This window comes from Gemmatimonadota bacterium (assembly GCA_016714015.1).
Taxonomy (GTDB): Bacteria; Gemmatimonadota; Gemmatimonadetes; order Gemmatimonadales; family Gemmatimonadaceae; genus Pseudogemmatithrix.
On record JADJNZ010000001.1, the window covers coordinates 273,142 to 289,541 of the forward strand.

General features: G+C 73.0%; 17 protein-coding genes. All 17 read right to left on the reverse strand.

Going from position 1 to position 16,400, the window contains the following annotated elements; genetic code table 11:
• Positions 1–15: 15 nt before the first annotated feature.
• The 17 genes from IPJ78_01085 to IPJ78_01165 all read right to left on the reverse strand — a co-directional run bounded on the left by IPJ78_01085 (position 16) and on the right by IPJ78_01165 (position 16,375).
• Positions 16–759, reverse strand: a complete 744-nt coding sequence (locus tag IPJ78_01085; GenBank protein MBK7905137.1) for a thioesterase — start codon at positions 757–759, stop codon at positions 16–18.
• Between the two features lie 3 nt (positions 760–762).
• Complete coding sequence (locus IPJ78_01090) at positions 763–1,491, reverse strand: cytochrome c biogenesis protein CcdA (protein MBK7905138.1); 729 nt, start codon at positions 1,489–1,491, stop codon at positions 763–765.
• On the reverse strand, positions 1,491–1,937 hold the full coding sequence (locus IPJ78_01095) for a transcriptional repressor (GenBank protein ID MBK7905139.1): 447 nt from the start codon (positions 1,935–1,937) through the stop codon (positions 1,491–1,493). Before IPJ78_01095 ends, IPJ78_01090 begins: the two co-directional genes overlap by 1 nt.
• Entirely contained in the window at positions 1,919–2,332 is a 414-nt protein-coding gene (locus IPJ78_01100) for a hypothetical protein (protein MBK7905140.1), read from the reverse strand. The genes IPJ78_01095 and IPJ78_01100 overlap by 19 nt, the downstream gene beginning before the upstream one ends.
• A 250-nt stretch (positions 2,333–2,582) precedes the next feature.
• The gene (priA, locus tag IPJ78_01105; protein ID MBK7905141.1) at positions 2,583–4,877 is read right to left on the reverse strand and encodes a primosomal protein N'; all 2,295 of its coding nucleotides are present in this window, start codon (positions 4,875–4,877) and stop codon (positions 2,583–2,585) included.
• Positions 4,874–5,857, reverse strand: coding sequence for a serine/threonine protein kinase (locus tag IPJ78_01110; protein ID MBK7905142.1), 984 nt, complete (start codon positions 5,855–5,857; stop codon positions 4,874–4,876). The genes priA and IPJ78_01110 overlap by 4 nt, the downstream gene beginning before the upstream one ends.
• A gap of 9 nt (positions 5,858–5,866) precedes the next feature.
• A complete protein-coding gene (gene corA, locus IPJ78_01115) occupies positions 5,867–6,928 on the reverse strand; it encodes a magnesium/cobalt transporter CorA (protein ID MBK7905143.1) in 1,062 nt (353 codons plus the stop codon).
• A gap of 9 nt (positions 6,929–6,937) precedes the next feature.
• On the reverse strand, positions 6,938–7,861 hold the full coding sequence (locus IPJ78_01120) for a histone deacetylase (GenBank protein MBK7905144.1): 924 nt from the start codon (positions 7,859–7,861) through the stop codon (positions 6,938–6,940).
• Complete coding sequence (locus tag IPJ78_01125) at positions 7,858–9,132, reverse strand: hypothetical protein (GenBank protein ID MBK7905145.1); 1,275 nt, start codon at positions 9,130–9,132, stop codon at positions 7,858–7,860. Before IPJ78_01125 ends, IPJ78_01120 begins: the two co-directional genes overlap by 4 nt.
• On the reverse strand, positions 9,116–9,727 hold the full coding sequence (locus IPJ78_01130; GenBank protein MBK7905146.1) for a DUF4159 domain-containing protein: 612 nt from the start codon (positions 9,725–9,727) through the stop codon (positions 9,116–9,118). The genes IPJ78_01125 and IPJ78_01130 overlap by 17 nt, the downstream gene beginning before the upstream one ends.
• Positions 9,727–11,838 carry a hypothetical protein gene (locus IPJ78_01135; protein ID MBK7905147.1) on the reverse strand — a complete coding sequence of 704 codons (2,112 nt, stop codon included), beginning with the start codon at positions 11,836–11,838 and terminating at the stop codon, positions 9,727–9,729. Before IPJ78_01135 ends, IPJ78_01130 begins: the two co-directional genes overlap by 1 nt.
• Positions 11,835–13,187, reverse strand: a complete 1,353-nt coding sequence (locus tag IPJ78_01140; GenBank protein MBK7905148.1) for a BatA domain-containing protein — start codon at positions 13,185–13,187, stop codon at positions 11,835–11,837. Before IPJ78_01140 ends, IPJ78_01135 begins: the two co-directional genes overlap by 4 nt.
• Positions 13,184–14,071, reverse strand: a complete 888-nt coding sequence (locus tag IPJ78_01145) for a DUF58 domain-containing protein (GenBank protein MBK7905149.1) — start codon at positions 14,069–14,071, stop codon at positions 13,184–13,186. The genes IPJ78_01140 and IPJ78_01145 overlap by 4 nt, the downstream gene beginning before the upstream one ends.
• Before the next feature lie 3 nt (positions 14,072–14,074).
• Entirely contained in the window at positions 14,075–14,971 is an 897-nt protein-coding gene (locus IPJ78_01150; protein ID MBK7905150.1) for an AAA family ATPase, read from the reverse strand.
• A 122-nt stretch (positions 14,972–15,093) separates the two neighbouring features.
• Positions 15,094–15,417, reverse strand: coding sequence for a hypothetical protein (locus IPJ78_01155; protein MBK7905151.1), 324 nt, complete (start codon positions 15,415–15,417; stop codon positions 15,094–15,096).
• Positions 15,414–15,716, reverse strand: coding sequence for a hypothetical protein (locus IPJ78_01160; GenBank protein MBK7905152.1), 303 nt, complete (start codon positions 15,714–15,716; stop codon positions 15,414–15,416). Before IPJ78_01160 ends, IPJ78_01155 begins: the two co-directional genes overlap by 4 nt.
• Positions 15,713–16,375, reverse strand: a complete 663-nt coding sequence (locus tag IPJ78_01165; protein MBK7905153.1) for a GAF domain-containing protein — start codon at positions 16,373–16,375, stop codon at positions 15,713–15,715. The genes IPJ78_01160 and IPJ78_01165 overlap by 4 nt, the downstream gene beginning before the upstream one ends.
• Positions 16,376–16,400: the final 25 nt, after the last annotated feature.

Below are 16,400 nucleotides of genomic sequence, written 5' to 3' on the forward strand. Positions count from 1 at the left end.
TCGAGGATCGTGGGTTCAGGTGGGGAGATCGAGATAGATGCAGATGCGTCCAACGACAGCGGCGGCCTGCGAGTTCAGGTACTGGTGCCCTCCGGCGAACGACTCGTAGCGGACCGGACCGATCACCCGCTGTTCCCACCGCTTGAGCTCGGATTCCTCGGTGGTCGGATCGTCGGGACTCCAGAGCACGGTGAGAGGGAGATCGAGGGCCGGGACCGGTTCGGTCGGGACCTGTGCCATCAACGCCCAATCCCCTCTCAGCTTGTGCAAGACGGATGCCATCAAGAGGGGGTCCTGTTCGAGCTCCGGCGCGAGCCCGCCATTGAGGATCCGGAGCCCCTCGATCATCCCCGCGTCATCCCGGAGATGCAGGTCGGGAAAGCGCAGCGGGACCTCGGCGGGCTCCTTCGCGGAGACGAAAAGGTGCAGGGGGGGTCTGCCAGTGGCGGCGAGCCGCCGGGCGACCTCGTAGGCCATGAGACCGCCCAGGGAGTGCCCGAACAGCGCGATGGGCATGAACGGGTCGTCCCGGAGGGCGGCGAGGATGCCGTCGAGATAGCGCGACAGGTCGGCCTCGGGGTCCTCGTCCGGACGGAGTTCGCACCCGGGTGGGGCGATCAGTCGCAGTTCGACGGCGGGGGGCAGGTGCCGGACCCAGCCGAGGTAGCCGGAGGGGCCGCTCCCCGCGTAGGGGAAGCAGACCAGCCGGAGGCGGGCCATCGGACGCGGGCGCGGGTTCCAGATCCAGGACCCGGCCACCGGTCAGATCCGGTCGAGGATGAACTCGGGCGTCAGGTCCTGCAGCCAGCTGGACAGCATGGTGAAGCGTCCGGTCACCATGAGCAGGCCCACGAGGACGAGCATGACGCCGGCGATGCGGTTCACCCAGACCATCTGGTGCCGGAAGCGCGCGAACGCCGTCAGGAACTTGTCCACCATGAGCGCCGCGAGCAGGAAGGGCACGGCGAGGCCGGCCGAGTAGGCGGCGAGGAGGAGGAGTCCGCGCTGCAGGTCGCCCTCGGTCGCGGCCATGGTGAGGATCGCGCCGAGGATGGGGCCGATGCAGGGCGACCAGCCGGCGCCGAAGGCGATGCCGACGAGGAGCGTGCCGAGGTGGCCGATGGGCTTGCTGCTGAGGTGGAGCCGCGTGTCCTTCGCGAGGAAGGCGAAGTTGAACACGCCGAGCATGTAGAGGCCGAAGACGATGATGAGCGCGCCGCCGACGCGGCTGATCCACTCGCGATAGCGCAACATGACCTGGCCGAGCACGGTCGCGCCGGCGCCGAGGGCGAGGAAGATCAACGAGAAGCCGCAGACGAAGAAGAGCGCGTGCGTGAGCGTCTCGCGCTTGGTCTGCTGCATGTCCTCGAGCGTCATCCCGGTGATGAACGTGATGTAGCTCGGGACGAGCGGGAGGACGCAGGGGCTCAGGAAGCTGAGCAGTCCGGCGCCGAAGGCGATGAGGAGGCCGAGCTGGCCGGCGGGTTCCACTAGTGGTGTCCTCGCGTCTGGCAGTCCTTGCAGACGCCGTGGATGACGAGCCGGTGGCGCTGGCGCATGAACCCGCGCGACTCGGCGACGATCGTGGTCATGCGTTCGAGCCGTTCGTCGCGGAACTCCTCGACGCGGCCGCACTGGGTGCAGACGAGATGCTCGTGATGCGGGATGTCGCGGGCGGGCTCGAAGCGGCGGAAGCCCTCGCCGAAGTCGCGCTCGACGACGAGCCCGCTCTCGAGGAGGGTGTCGATGGTGCGGTAGACGGTGGCGGTGCCGACGGCGCGCCCGCGGGCGGAGACCTCCTGCGCGACCTCCTCGGCGGAGAGATGCCGCTCGGAGGTGAGGAGCACGTCGGCGATGGCGAGCCGCTGCGCCGTGACGGGCAGGTTGTGCTCGCGGAGGTAACCGACGAAGCGCTCGACTACGGGGTGGTCCGGCACCGGGCGTCGGTGATGCGGGCGCGGGCCTCGTCGCCGGAGACGCGCTCGGGTTCGACGGTGTCGTTGGAGCGCTGCTGGACGCCCTTCACGACGGCCTCGACCGTCACGAGGGGGGCGTCCGCTTCGGCGACGACCTCGGACTCCCATTTCCCGCGCTCGGGGCCCTTGCGGGTCCAGCGGTAGCGGGCCGTGTAGACGACGTGCCGTTCGCGCTCGGGGACCTCGGCGACGGACCGCAACGCGGCGACGACGGCGACGCCGGTCTCGAGGGTGCCCTGGCGGATCGGCGGGAAGAAATGGACCTCGGCGATGCGGTCCGGGTCGACCTGCTCGGCGATGGCGAGCAGGAGGCGTTCGCGGGCGTCGGACGAGAGCGGGATCGTCTGCTGGGACATGCCTGCAATCTAGTCGGGCGGGGGAACAGCCGTCACCACAGAGGGCACAGAGGGCACAGAGAACGGCGGAGAACTGCCGGAACGGCAACTGCTTTTCACCACAGGGGGCACAGGGGGGCCAGCGCGGGGGGCTGAGCCCCCTGTGTCCCCTGTGCCCCCCTGTGGTCCATGCCGTTGCGGTGGCGGTGGCCGCGAACCTCCGCCGTTCTCTGTGCCCTCTGTGCCCTCTGTGGTGGATCAGTTGAGGGATTCAGAGCAACGACACCGGATCCCGATCGACCACCAGCCGCAACTCGGCATGCGTAGGCACATCGATCCCGGTCATGAGGCCACGGATCAGTCGCGTGAGCGGCGCGGGGGTGTGCGACTTGAGGATCGCATGCCACCGGAACCGCGTCTTGATGCGCTCGATGGGGGCGGGGGCGGGGCCGAGGATCGTCACGTTCAGCCCGAACTTCGCATCCGCCGCCACCAGCCAGTCGGTCACCTGCCGTGCGAACTCGGCGACCGCCAACTCCTCGAGGCCGCTCACCACGACGTTCGCGATGCGCAGCGTTGGCGGATACGGCGGACTCTCGCGCGCCTCGAGTTCCTCGGCGGCGAAGGCGAGGAAGTCGTGCGTCGCCGCATGGCGCACGGCGTGGTGGCTCGGCACGCGCGTCTGGATCACCACTTCCCCGCCCTTCGGGCCGCGACCGGCGCGACCGGCCACCTGGCTCAGCAACTGGAAGGTGCGCTCGCTCGCGCGGAAGTCGGGGAGGTTGATGCCGATGTCGGCGTCGATCACGCCCACGAGCGTCACGTTCGGGAAGTCGAGGCCCTTGGCGATCATCTGCGTGCCGAGCAGCACGTCCACCTCGCCACGCGCGACGCGGTCGAGGATCGTCGAGTGCGCCCACTTCCCCGACGTCGTGTCCACGTCCATTCGCGCGATGCGCGCTTCGGGGATGCGCTCCACGACCAATCGCTCCACCTGCTGCGTGCCGAGTCCGCGCTGGCGTTCCATCGGCGCGCCGCAGTCGCTGCAATCCTTCACCGCCGACTCCTGGTGCTGGCAGTAGTGGCAGACGAGCCGCTCGGGCGTGCGATGATACGTGAGCGAGATGGAGCAGTTGGGGCAGGTCGCGACGTGGCCGTCGGCGCACTGCACGAAACTCGCGTAGCCGCGACGGTTGAGCAGGAGGATGCTCTGCTCGCCCTTGCGCAGGCGATCGCGCAGCAGCGCTTCGAGCGGCGCGGAGAGGACCTGGCGGCGCGCCTTCTCGTCCGGGGTGCTCGCCTTGAGCTCCTGCCGCAGGTCGAGGACGCGCACGACGGGGAGTGCGCCACCGCCCACGCGGTCGGTGAGCGTGAGGAGCGTGAGGCGGCCGTCGAGGGCGTTCTTCCAGCTCTCGAGGCTCGGTGTGGCGCTGCCGAGGACGCAGCGCGCGCCGGTCTCGCGGGCGCGGACGAGCGCGATGTCGCGCGCATGATAGCGCGGCGTCTCGGCCTGCTTGTAGCTCGCCTCGTGTTCCTCGTCCACGATGATCGCGCCGAGGTTCGCGAGCGGGGCGAAGATCGCCGAGCGCGCGCCGACGGCGATGCGCTTCTCCCCGCGACGGAGCGCGCGCCAGGCATCGAGGCGCTCGCCGTCGGAGAGGCCCGAGTGGAGGACCGCGACCATGTCGCCGAAGACGGCGCGGAAGCGGTCGACGGCCTGCGGCGTGAGCGAGATCTCGGGGACGAGCACGATCGCGCTCTTCCCTTCGCGGCGCACGACCTGCTCGAGGACCTGCAGGTAGACGAGCGTCTTGCCGCTGCCGGTGATGCCGCGGAGGAGGAAGGCGGCGCCCGGTGCGCCGGCGAGGATCGCGTCGATCGCGGCCTGTTGCGCGGGCGTCGGCGTGATCGCCGGCGCCGTGCCCGCGGGACGCGTGGCGAAGGGATCGCGGTGCTTCCCTTCCCGCTCGGCGCGCGCGATCCCGCGTTTCACGAGGGCGCTCACCACGCCCGCGGAGACGGCGTGCCGCTCGAGCAGCAGCTTCACCGGCGCGCGGCCGCCGAGCTGTTCGAGCAGCTCGTACAGCGCGCGCTGCTGCGGCGCGCGCTTGAAGGCCGCGTCCCGCTCGAGGAGCGTGGGGAGTTCCTGCGCGATGACGAGCAACCGCTCCGACTTCCCTTCGGGGGCGGGCTTGGCGGCGACGCCGAGCGCGGCGGGGAGGACGGCGCGACAGACGAGGCCGAGCGGCACGACGTGGTAGTCGGCGATCCAGCGACAGGTCGCGAGCAGGTCGGGCTGGAGCGACGGCTCCGCGTCGGGGACGTCGAGGACGGCGAGCGCCTTGCGGTCGCCCAGTGCGACGCCGTCGCTCTCGCCGACGCAGAAGCCGATGGCGCGCTTCCCCTTCACCGGGACGACGACGCGGCTCCCCGCGACGAGCGGATGCCGCGTGGCGTCGGGGACGGCGTAGGTGAAGGTGCGGAGGAGCGGGAGCGGGAGCGCGACCTCGACGAGTCGCGGGGTGGCCCCTTCACGCCCCGCGTCGGCGGGGGCGGGGGCGGTCACGCCGACGGGCGACTCGCGCGCGCGGGCGGCTCGTCGTACACGCCATCGGTGTGCATCCACTCGTAGATCGCGCGGGCGAGGTCGTGCCCGCGCTGGAAGCGCGCGTCGGGGGTCTTCTCGAGGCAGCGCATGGTGATCTCGCAGAGCGCGCGCGGGAGGTGCGGCGCGACGTTCTGCAGCGGTGTGGGGAGCTCGTGCACGTGCTTGTAGCCGATCGCGTAGCCGTCGGGGCCGTCGAAGGGCGTGGTGCCGAGGAGGCACTCGTAGAGCATCACGCCCACGGCGTAGAGGTCGGCGCGGCCATCGACGAAGCGGCCCATCGCCTGCTCGGGGGCCATGTAGTGCGGCGTCCCCATCGCGCGGCCGCCGGCGGTGAGGCGGCCGTGGAAGTGCGCGGTCGCGATGCCGAAGTCGGTGAGGATCGCGTTCCCGTCGGCGTCGAAGAGGACGTTGTCGGGCTTCACGTCGCGATGGACGACGCCCGCGCGGGCGGCGTAGTCGAGCGCCGTGGCGACCTGCGCCGCGATGCGCGCCGCGCGCGGCGGCTCGATGATCCGCGTCGCGCCGAGGTCGTCGGCGAGGCAGCCGCCGGCGATGAACGGCATCACCAGATAGACCGCCTCGTCCGTCTCGCCGTAGTCGAGCGGCGACGCGATGAACGGATGCAGCAGGCGGCTCGCCGCCTCCGCCTCGCGCTTGAAGCGCTCGCGCATCTCCTGCTCGCGCGCGAGGTGCGAGTGCAGGACCTTCACCGCGAGGGGGCGGTCGAGGAGGTGGTGGCGCGCCTCGTAGACGTCGGCCATGCCGCCGCTGCCGATGCGCCGGACGATCTTGTACCGCTGCCCCGTCGCCTGACGGATCGACGTGATCAGGTGGTCGGGCGCATCGATCGCGACCGGCACCTCCGGCAGCACGAGACTGCACTGCCCGCAGTTGCGGGCGGCGCTCCGGTTCCAGGTACCGCAGTCAGGGCAGAACACGCTGGGAATCTACAGCCAACCGCGGCGCTTGAGGACCCAGATGAGCCCCCCGCCCAGCCCGAGCTGGACGGCGAGCATCACCCAGAAGCCGTGCGGCCACCCCGAGAGGGGGATGTTCGTGAAGTTCATCCCCCACATCCCGCTCACCACCACGAAGGGCACGCTGAGCGTCGCGACGACGGTCAGGCCCTTGGTCACGAGGCCCATCCGGTTGCTCACCTGCGTGAGGTACGAGTCCATCGTGCTCGAGAGGAGGTCGCGATAGGTGTCGAGCGACTCGTTGAGGCGGATGACGTGGTCGTAGATGTCGCGGAACCAGATCTGCGAGTCGGCGGGGATGACGGCGCAGGGGCGGTTCTGCAGGATGTTGAACACCTCGCGCATGGGCGAGAGGTGGCGCCGCAGCTGCAGCACGAGGCGCTTCACCGAGAAGATGTCGCGCAGCGACTCCTGGTCGAAGTGCACGAAGACCCGCTCCTCGAGCCCGTCGACGAAGGCGTCGAGCTGGTCGATGATCGGGAAGTAGGCGTCGACCGTGGTGTCGAGGATGTTGTGGAGCAGTCGCGCCGGGCCGCGCTCGAGCAGGTCGGGGCCGAGCCCGAGGCGCTGGTGCGTGGCATCGACGCCGGGCGCATGCGGTCCGTGCACCGTGACGACGAAGTTGTGCCCGATGAAGCACGAGAGGTTGAACGTCTCGATATCGTAGAGGTCCTGCGTCTCCTCGACGAACCGCACGGCGCGCACCACGCAGAAGGCGTAGCCGGGGAACTCCTCGAACTTCACGCGCCCCTCGGCCGAGCGCGTGTCCTCGATGCTCAGCGGATGGAACTTGAAGACCTGCTCGAGCAGCTGATGCTGTGCGTCGCTGCGATGGTCGATGTCCACCCAGAGCAGGCCGGCGCCCGACTGGAGGATCGCGGCGAACTCCTTGGGGTCGAGATCGCGGCTGACCTTCCCCGCGGCGTCGCGGTACCACGAGCGCGGCCGCGGCTCGGTCACGACGACGACCGGATGCTCCTCGGTGATCGGCCGGATCCGGAGGGTCTTGCTCGCGCGCCGCTTGCGTGCCATGCGGAGAAGTTACCGCAGGGCCTCGAGGTGCGCGACGACCGCCTCGGCCACCCGGTCGGGCTCGTAGCCGCCCTCGAGCACGCTCACCACCCGGCCCCCGCACCATCCCTGGGCGCGCTCGACGAGCGTCCGCGTGAGGGCGCGAATGTCGTCCAGCTCGAGGGAGAAGCCGCCGAGCGGGTCGCCGGCGAGGGAGTCGAAGCCGGCCGAGATCATCACGAGGTCCGGGGACCAGCCATCGGTCGCGGCGTCGATCGCCGTGAGGAGCGCCTCGCGATACGCGGCGGCCGGGAGGCCGGCCGGCATCGGGACGTTCCAGACGGTGCCGTGCGGCCCGCGATCCTCCGCCGCCCCCGAGCCCGGATACCAGGGCCACTGGTGCATCGAGATGAAGTGGATGTCGGCATTGGTCTCGACGATCGCCTGCGTCCCGTTGCCGTGGTGCACGTCCCAATCGACGATGAGCACGCGGCGCGCGCCGAGCTGCTGCGCGCGCAGGGCGCCGATGGCGACGTTGCCGAAGAGGCAGAAGCCCATCGGCTGGTCGCGCAACGCGTGATGGCCCGGCGGCCGCACGGCGACGAACGAGCGCGCGTTGCGGCCGTCGATCGCGCGCTCCACCGCCTCGAGCACGCAGCCGGCCGCCGCGGTCGCCGCGGCCCACGAGCCGGGACTCGCGGTGGTGTCGGCGTCGAAGCGGCCGCCGCCCGCCTCGCTCATCTCGCGCACGCGCGTGATGTTCGCCGGCGTGTGCGCGAGCGCGAGCTCCGCCTCGGTCGCGTGACGCCCCTCGACATGCTCCAGCGCCATGAAGAGCTCGGGGTGGTAGCGCATCGCGCGCGTGATGGCGCGCATGCGGCCCACATGCTCGGGATGGTTCCAGCCGTTGTCGTGCATCCCGACGTCGGAATGCGAGATGAAGGCGAGCGTCATGCGGCACCTCGGGCCCGGCGCGACGCCCACTCCGCGAGCAGCAGGAGCAGGGCGACGGCGCCGGACCAGGCAGGGAGTGAGGAGGGAACGGGGCGCGTGGCCGGCGCGTCGGCGACGGCGGGACCGAGCCGCTGCACGAGCGCGGCGAGCGGCGCCTCGTCGAACGTGCGTACGATCGGCGCGGATCCCGCGCGCGCGGTGTCCGCGGTGGACGACGGCACCGCCGCCGCAGCGGTCGCGACGAGCTGGTTCCAGAAGGCGCGATGCGCCGCCGGACCATCCCGCTCGGCCTGCATCCGCCAGCGCCAGGTCTCGTCGTAGCCGACCTGCACCACGCGCCCCGCGGCGAGGCGTCGCGCCGCGATGGCGACCGCGTCGTCGCGCCGCTCGAGCGGCACCGCGTCGGCACGGAGGGAGACGAGCGGACGGAATGGCAACGCATGCTTCGGCTCGTCGCGATCGAAGGCGTCGCGCTCGCCTTCCTCCGTGGCGCCGGCGCGCGCCGGTGCGAGCGCGGCGAAGGCCGGCGCCCCCGCCGCATCGCCGGCCAGCACGAGGCCGCCGCCGCTGCGCACGAAGCGCGCGATCGCGGCCGCCTGCGCGCCGACCGCCGTGTCGAGCACGACCACGGCGGCGTGCGTCGCGAGTGACAGCGGCGCAGTGCCCCCCTGCGTGATGCGCAGCGTGTCGGCCAGTCGCAGGCGCGCATCGACGAGCCATCCCGCCTCCTCGAGCGCGGCGATGGTGAACTTCGTCTCCCAGCCGAGCCGGCCGAGCACGAGGACGCGGCCCACGCGCGCGCCGAGGGGAGGGCGCGTGGAGGCCGCCGTGCGCGCCGCGCCGCCCGCCGCGGTGCCCGCCTCGGTGCCCGCGACCATCAGCACGCGCACCGGCCCCGCGAGCCCGCTCGTCGTGAGCGCGCCGCCCCCCGCCGCGAGCGAGTCGAGTGCGCCGAGCGAATCGCCGAGCGTCGCCGCGGCCTCGCCGGCGACGGCGATGCGCGTCCGCGCCGAGGGATCGCGCACCGGTTCGCTCGCCACCGCCAGCGCGGCGACCGCGCCGCTCCAGGTGACGCGCGCGCCGCTCCGCGCCAGCGCGGCGAGCGAGTCGCGCGCCCCCGCCTCCAACCCGCCCTCGGCGCGCACATGCACCGACGGCGTCCCGCTCGCCGTGCCCGCGAGGATGAGGCGCACGAGCGCGACCACGAGCAGCGCGAGCGCCCCCGCGCGCAGCAGCCACTCCACCCGCTCGCGGTCAGCGCGAGAGCGCATAGACCACCAGGTTCACGCCGAACTTCGTGTTGTCCACCGAGAAGTAGCGCTTGTTGTCGGGATGGTAGTTCCACTCCGAGCTGTAGTCCTTGCTGGAGTAGAGCACGGCGATGCGGTCGCCGTTGAGCACCGCCTGCAGGTGCTTGTGCACGAGGTTGTCGCCCCAGCCGTTGAGCTCGTGGCTCGTCGTCGGAGGGCCGTCGGCGAACTGGAAGAACGACCGGTAGATCGCATGGTCGTTGGGGAGGTCCTTGAGCGGCCCCACCGCGCGCGCGATCTCCTCCCACGCCGACTTGTGGAACTGGCCGTCGATGTCGTGGTTGTGGTCGTCCACGAAGAGCAGCCCGCCGCGCGCGCAGTACTCGCGCAGCGTGGTGCGCTCCACGTCGGAGAAGCGCACCGGGAGATGGCCGGTGAGGTACGCGAGCGGATACTTGAAGAGGTCGCGCGACCCGAGCGGGACGATCACGCCGGTGGGCGCGACGTCGAGCGTGGTGTAGCGCGCGAGCGAGTCGATGAGGTTCGCGGGGACGAGCGGCGCGCTGTCCCAGTCCCCCGAGTCGTACTGCACCGTGGCGAAGGTGAAGTCGGCCATCACATCCCCCAGGGGCCGAGGCCGTCGGTGCGGACGGGCGCGCCCACCAGTGCGCGACGCGCCCGCTGGAGCGCGTCCGTCACGTCCCCGCCTCGTCGCACCGCATCGGCGGCGGCGGTGAGCGCATCGGCGGCGACGCGTTCGGACGCGGGGAGCGAGAGGCGGAGGAGCAGCAGCGCATCGGTCGCGGCGAGCGGATCAGCCACGACCTGCGCGAGCACGCCGTCGAAGCGCGCGAGCCGCGCCTCGCGCTCGGGGTCGAGCGCCGGACGCGCCGCGCGCGCGGAGGGCGCGCCCTTCTCCTTGCCGGTGCCGCGCACGCGCGCGAGATCCACCACCACGCGCGGCGGACGCCCGCGCAGATAGATGCGCTCGGCGGCGCGCGCGCGCTGCAGCGCTTCGATGGCGCGCTCCATCCAGGGGATCGCGCCGGAGGGACTCCCCGTCTCGAGCTCGGTGGAGGCCTGCCACATGTGATTGTAGGCCTCGAGGAGCGGACGGTTGATCGCGACGACCGGCGTCTCGTCGCCCTCGCCCTCGAGGTTGCGCGTGGGATCGACGCTCGCGGCACGTTCGGCGGCGGCGAGGACCTGATCGGGGTTCAGCGGGCGCTCGGTACCGTGCTCGTGCCCGTCGCCGGCGAAGTGCGCGTGCTCGCCCTGATCCTCGTTGAGGCGAGTGAAGACGATCTCGCCGACGCGCTTGCGGAGCTTGTTCTGCTCCACGGCGAGCTGGCGCGCCTCGCGCGTGGTCTGCACCGGGCCAATGCGGCGTTCGCGCGCGCGGAGCTCGGTGGTGAGCTGGAGGAGCATCCGCTGGGAGAGGGCGTTCTTCTCCGGCTCGGTGGGCGGCATGGGATCGACGCTCACCGAGTCGTACTCATCGGCGCGGGCGATGCGCAACGTGCGCGTCTCGCTCGCGCCGGCGCCGGGCCCGGTGACGTCGTTCCGGTCGCGCGCGACGGCGCGCAGGTGCACGAGGTCACCCGGCGCGAGCTTGAGCGTGTCGAGCGCGAAGGCGCCGCGGAGCTGCGCGCGCCCCGTCCCCGCCGCGTAGCGCGTGGCGGCGATGCGCCCGCCGCGGAAGGTGAAGGTCTCCCCCGCCCCGCTGCTCACGATGTACTCGAAGGCCGCGTCGGCGAGGCCGTGATCGTCGGTGAGGTCGGCGGCGAGCTGCACGGTGCCGGTCGCCGCGCGCAGCACCGTGTCGCGCGCGGGCTGGTCGAGCCGCACCACGGGGACGGAGTCGGCGAACGACTCGATCACCAGCACGCGCTCGCGCGCCGGACCCTGCAGGCGGACGCCGAGCGGCTCGGCGGGTGCGGGGAGCGTGAGGCGCCAGCGGTCGCCGCTCGCGGTCGCGGTGAGCGAGGCAGCGCCGACGACGGCGCGCACGCCCTCGCCGCGCCCTTCGATGGTGATGCGCCCGCCGGCGAGCGCGCGGACGGCCGAGGGATCCTCGAAGACCTCTTCGCCGAGCCCGGTGTACGCGGGCGGGCGCACGCGGACGACGATGGTCGCGAGCGGATCGGCGACCGCGCGCGCGGCGGCGCCGGGCCGATCGAGGATGTCGCCGACGGCGGGCGTCGCGACGCGGCGCAGCGCGGCGGCGGGCACGAGCAGGAACGCGACCGCGGCGAGGAGCGCGAGGATGGCGGGCCGCTGGAGCGCGGCGCGTGTCGCCTTGCGTACCTCGTCCTCGAGCGGCGCGGCGGCGATCGGGGCGAGCAGCGCGTGCGTGATATCCGTGCGCGCGACCGTGCCCCCTGCGGGAGTGGCTGGCGTGGTCCCCACCGCCGTGACCAGCGCGTACCGGAGCGTCGGGATCCGCTGCTCGAACCAGAGCGCGACCGCTTCGAGATTCGCGTCGAGCGCGGGCTTCACGCGCTGCGCGATCTCGCGCGCCAGCACGAGCAGCGCGGCGAGCGACGCGATGGGCCACGCGATCCGTCGCACCGCGATCGGGAGCCCGACGAGGAGATCGACGACGACGAGCAGCAGCGCGACGCCCATCGCGACGGTGAGCGCGACGAGCAGCGCGCGCGCGCCGACGGCGAGCGCGAGCGTGCGACGGGCGCGCAGGAGGCGAGCTTCGACCGCGGCGGCGCTCATCCGTCCCTCCGGCGCCGCAGCATCCACTCCGCGGCGAGCGCGAGGAGCGCGCCGCCGAGGAGCCAGGCGGCGAGCGTCGCATCGGCGGCGACGGCGGCGGTGAGGAGGCGCGAGGGCACGGCGGCCTCGTCGCGCGCGAAGGCGCGCGCGGCGGAGTCGCTCACCGCGATGCCGCGCGCGCCGCCGCAGGGTTCGACCATCGCCTGCAGAAATGAGGCGAAGGCGGGACGCAGCGTGATGTCGCCGGCGAGCGGGATGCCGGCGCCGATGTCGCGCACGCAGCCGGCGCCGATGCGGCGCTCGGTGGCGGCGGCGGCACCGTCGCGCCAACGGGCGATGATGCGCGCGGCGGAGTCGGCGAGCGGGAGCCGCACGAGCGGCGCGACGAGCGTGGCCGGGCGGAGCCCGAAGGCGGTCACGCCGTCGGCGCGTGCGGTGGTGGTGTTCACGCCGGCGTTGTTGCCCGAGGCTTCTCCTTCGACCAACGGCCAATGCACGAGCACGCGGCCGGGCTCGCGCACCCAGGCGGAGTCGGCAGCGACGAGCGCGCGGCGCACGAGCCGCACGTCGTGCGCACCTCGCGCGGCGCGGAGGCCCGCGAGCGCCGGCGCGATGGGATCATCGGCGAGCGGCGTGTCGACTCGTGGAGCGGCCCCGCGCAGCGTGTCCGCCACGCCCGTGGGCCGCACCAGCGTGATCCCGCCGGGCCACTCGGCGCGCGCGCCCGCGGTCGCCGCATCGAACAGTTCCTCGGCGAGCGGCGAGACGAGCACCATCCGCACCGAATCAGCGCCGCGCGCGATGACGCGCGCCTCGCGCACGCCGGCGACCAGCGCCGCGGAGAGGATGCCGTCCGCCGCGCGCGGGGGCCCGGCGCGATACGCGCCGCTCGCATCGACCACGCCGGTCGCCGCCTCGCGCGCACCGGCGAGTTCACGGAGCGACGCGACCTCCGTGGTGCCCAGCGCGCGGACGACGGTATCGAAGGCGACGATCGCACCGCCCTCGCCGAGCCGTTCCGTCGCCTCGCGGGCCGCGGCGGTGCGATCCTGAACGCTCGACGACGCGTCGAGCAGCACCACGGTGCGCACGCTCGGCCCCGGCGCATCGAGCACCGGACGTGCGAAGGCGGCCCCGATGAGCAGTGCCGCGAGCATCCGCGCGGCGAGCAGCAGGAGATCGGTCGGCCGCGACGAGCGCGAGACCGCGCGCGCTTCGCTCTCGGGGACGAAGCGCGCCGTCGGCAGCACCGCGCGCGGCGGGCGGCGCGTGGAGAGGAGATGCAGGACCACGGCGCCGAGCGCGGCGAAGACGCCGACGGCGAAGGCCCAGGGCGCGAGGAAGCTCATCGGCGCGGCTCCGCGCCGGCGGGCTCGGCCGCGCCGCGCGCGACGCCGGCCGGCATCACGATGCGACGCACGAGCTGCTCCGCCGGCGCATCATCGACCACCTCGTGGTACGCGATGCCGTCGGCGCGCAGGCGGGAGGCGACCTCGTTGCGCCAGGCGGCGAAGCGCGCGCGATACGCCTCGCGCGTGTCGGCGACGAGCGGGCGCGCGATGGTCTCGTCCTCCGGATCGGTCGCCATCACCGCCTCGCCGTCCGGTTCGAGCTCGCGACGCGCGACGACATGCAGCAGGTGCGCCTCGCCGCCCTGCGCGCGATGGCGCGCGAGGGCCATCCGCAGCGCGTCGGCGTCGCCGAGGAGGTCGGTGACGACCACGCAGCGCGACGCGGAGGCGGCGACGAGGGGCGCGAGGTCGATCGCGCCGTCGCAGGTGGTCTCGTCGAGCGTGCGCGCCAGCTCGGCGATCACGCCGCCACGCGCCCGCGGCGGGAGGCGGCGCGCGCGGCTCGCCGACGCGACGACGAGTCCCACCGGATCGGCGCTCGCGTGCGCGACCGCGGCGAGCGCGACGACGAGCCGCTTGGCGAGCGTCCACTTCGCCGCGAAGCCCATGCTCGCCGACGCATCGACGATGAAGGTGGTGCCGAGCGTCGCGTGGTCGGGCGCCAAGCGGATGAAGGCGCGATCGGAGCGCGCGAGCAGCTTCCAGTCGATGCGCCGCGGGTCATCGCCCTGGCGATAGGGGCGATACTCGGCGAACTCCGGCGCGATGCCGCGTGTGCGCGCCTGGTGTGCACCGGGGGCGCCGCCGGGGACGGGACCGCGCGCGAGCCATCGCACGCCGCGCACGGCGTCGAGCAACGCGCCGTACGGGCCCACCGCCACGGCCTAGATCCCGGTGAGGCCGCGCGGCTCGGGCACGCGCGCGATGAGGTCCTCGACGATCCGCTCGCCGTCGATCCCTTCGGCCTCGGCGGCGAAGTTGGGGAGGACGCGATGGCGGAGCACGGGTCGCGCGACGCGGCGGATGTCCTCGGGCGCGACGGCGTGCCGTCCGGCGAGGAGCGCGGCGGCCTTTGCGCCGAGGATGAGCGCCTGACCGGCGCGCGGGCCGGCGCCCCAGCGCACGTACTGCTCCACGAGCGGCGTCGCCTCGCCACCCTTCGGGCGCGTCGCGCGCGCGAGCGAGGCCGCGTAGCGCAGCGCCGCATCGGAGGCGGGGATCTCGCGCGTCATCCGCTGCAGCGCCTTCGCCTGCGCCGCGTCGATGATCGGCGTGAGCGCCGCCTGCCCAACGCCGGTGGTGGCGCGCAGGATCGCGACCTCCTCGTCCGCGCCGGGATAGCCGATGCGGATGTCGAAGAGGAAGCGGTCCAGCTGCGCCTCGGGGAGCGGGTAGGTGCCTTCCTGCTCGATGGGGTTCTGCGTCGCGAGGACGAAGAACGGCTCGGGGAGCGGCATCGTCTGGCCGGCGGCGGTGACGCGGTGCTCCTGCATCGCCTCGAGCAGCGCGGCCTGCGTGCGCGGCGGGGCGCGGTTGATCTCGTCGGCGAGGACGATGTTCGCGAAGACGGGGCCGCGCACGAAGCGGAAGGCGCGATGCCCCGTCTGCGAATCCTCCTCGAGCAGCTCGGTGCCGGTGATGTCGCTCGGCACGAGGTCCGGCGTGAACTGGATGCGGCGGAAGTCGAGCGCCATCGCCTCGGCGACGGCGCGGATCATCATCGTCTTGGCGAGGCCGGGGACGCCGACGAGCAGCGCGTGCCCGCCGGCGACGAGCGCCATGAGGATCTCATCGAGCACCTGCTCCTGTCCGACGATGCGGCGGCCGACCTCGGCGCGCAGCTGCGCCGCCGCGGCCAGCAGGGCGTCGCGTTCGCTCGGCGTGGGGGTGCTCGCGGCGGCGGTCAGCGGACCGGCCGCCGGAGGCGGTACGTCATGAGGAAGGTCGAGCCCTCGCGCGCGCCGGCGACGGTCACCGGGGCCGACTCGTCGAGCACCTCGAAGCCGCGGAGCTTGAGCACGTAGTCGTCGGCCGGGTGATGATGCTGGCCGAAGGCGTCGAGCACCGCCTGCTTGAGCGCGCGGCAGGTCGCGCCCTCGCCGCAGCGCACGGCGAGCGTGTCCCACAGTTCGGGGACCTGCACGCGCACGGTGATGGCGCCGGGACCGTCGGTGCCGAGGGCGACGACGCCGGGGCGCGCGCGCAGCGCGTTGACGAGCGCGCTCACGAGACCGGCTCCATCTGCGCCGCGGGCGGCAGCGTGGAGAGGAACTGCGCGACCTGCGCGTCGAACATATAGGAAGAGCCGGTGACGGCGGTGCCGCCGGCCTCCTCGTTGGCGGCGATGACGATCTCCTCGCCGCCCTGTCCGCGAAGGCTCATCCAGGTGGGCCCCTGCTTCTCGAGGAAGGCGGAGTAGATGCCCGAGCCACGCGAGAAGTACTCGCGCGCCGCCTCGAGGACGTCCGCGGCGGGGAGCGAGGTGCGCTGCTGCTGGAGGGTGCGGCCGGTCTGCTGGTGTCTCACGTGGTTTCCTCTGTTGCTTCGACAACCGGTACGGTCGGGGGGTTCACGGCGTTGATGGAATCTAGCGCGGCGTCGGCGCGGCGCAGGCGGTCCTGCAGGTCCGACTTCTCGGCGATCGCGGCCATGATGTCGGCGACGGCGCGGAGGAGGTGGCGGACGCGCGAGTCGGGGGAGCCGGCGTCGGTGAAATAGAAGGTGGTCGCGCCGACGACCGCGCCGTTGGTGAGGAGCGGGAGCGCGACGAGGGCCTTGAAGCCGAGTTCGCCGGCGACCTCCTGCCAGTCCTCGAGGGTGGGATCGGCGAAGACGTCGGGGACCTCGATGACGCGGCGTTCGCTGACGGCCTCGCCGCTGGGTCCGAAGCCGACGCGGACACGCATCTCGCCGAGCCAGGGACGCCAGCGATCGGGCCAGGCGTGCGCGGCGACGAGGCGCATGAGTTCGGAGGCGCCGTCGAGGACGAAGACGGACCCGAGCGACGCGCCGACGACGGGACAGGCGCGATCGAGGGCGAACTGGAACGCTTCGTCGGCGCGTTCGGCGACGAGGAGGGTGTGCACGAGGTCGCGGAGCAGCGCGACGTCGCGATCAGGGCCCGTGGCCTCGGTCGAGGCGGGGGTCGGGGTGCGCCAGATGCGGCGGCGAGGCGTGGAGGGCACGCCGGAGAATAGCGCCACAACGTGG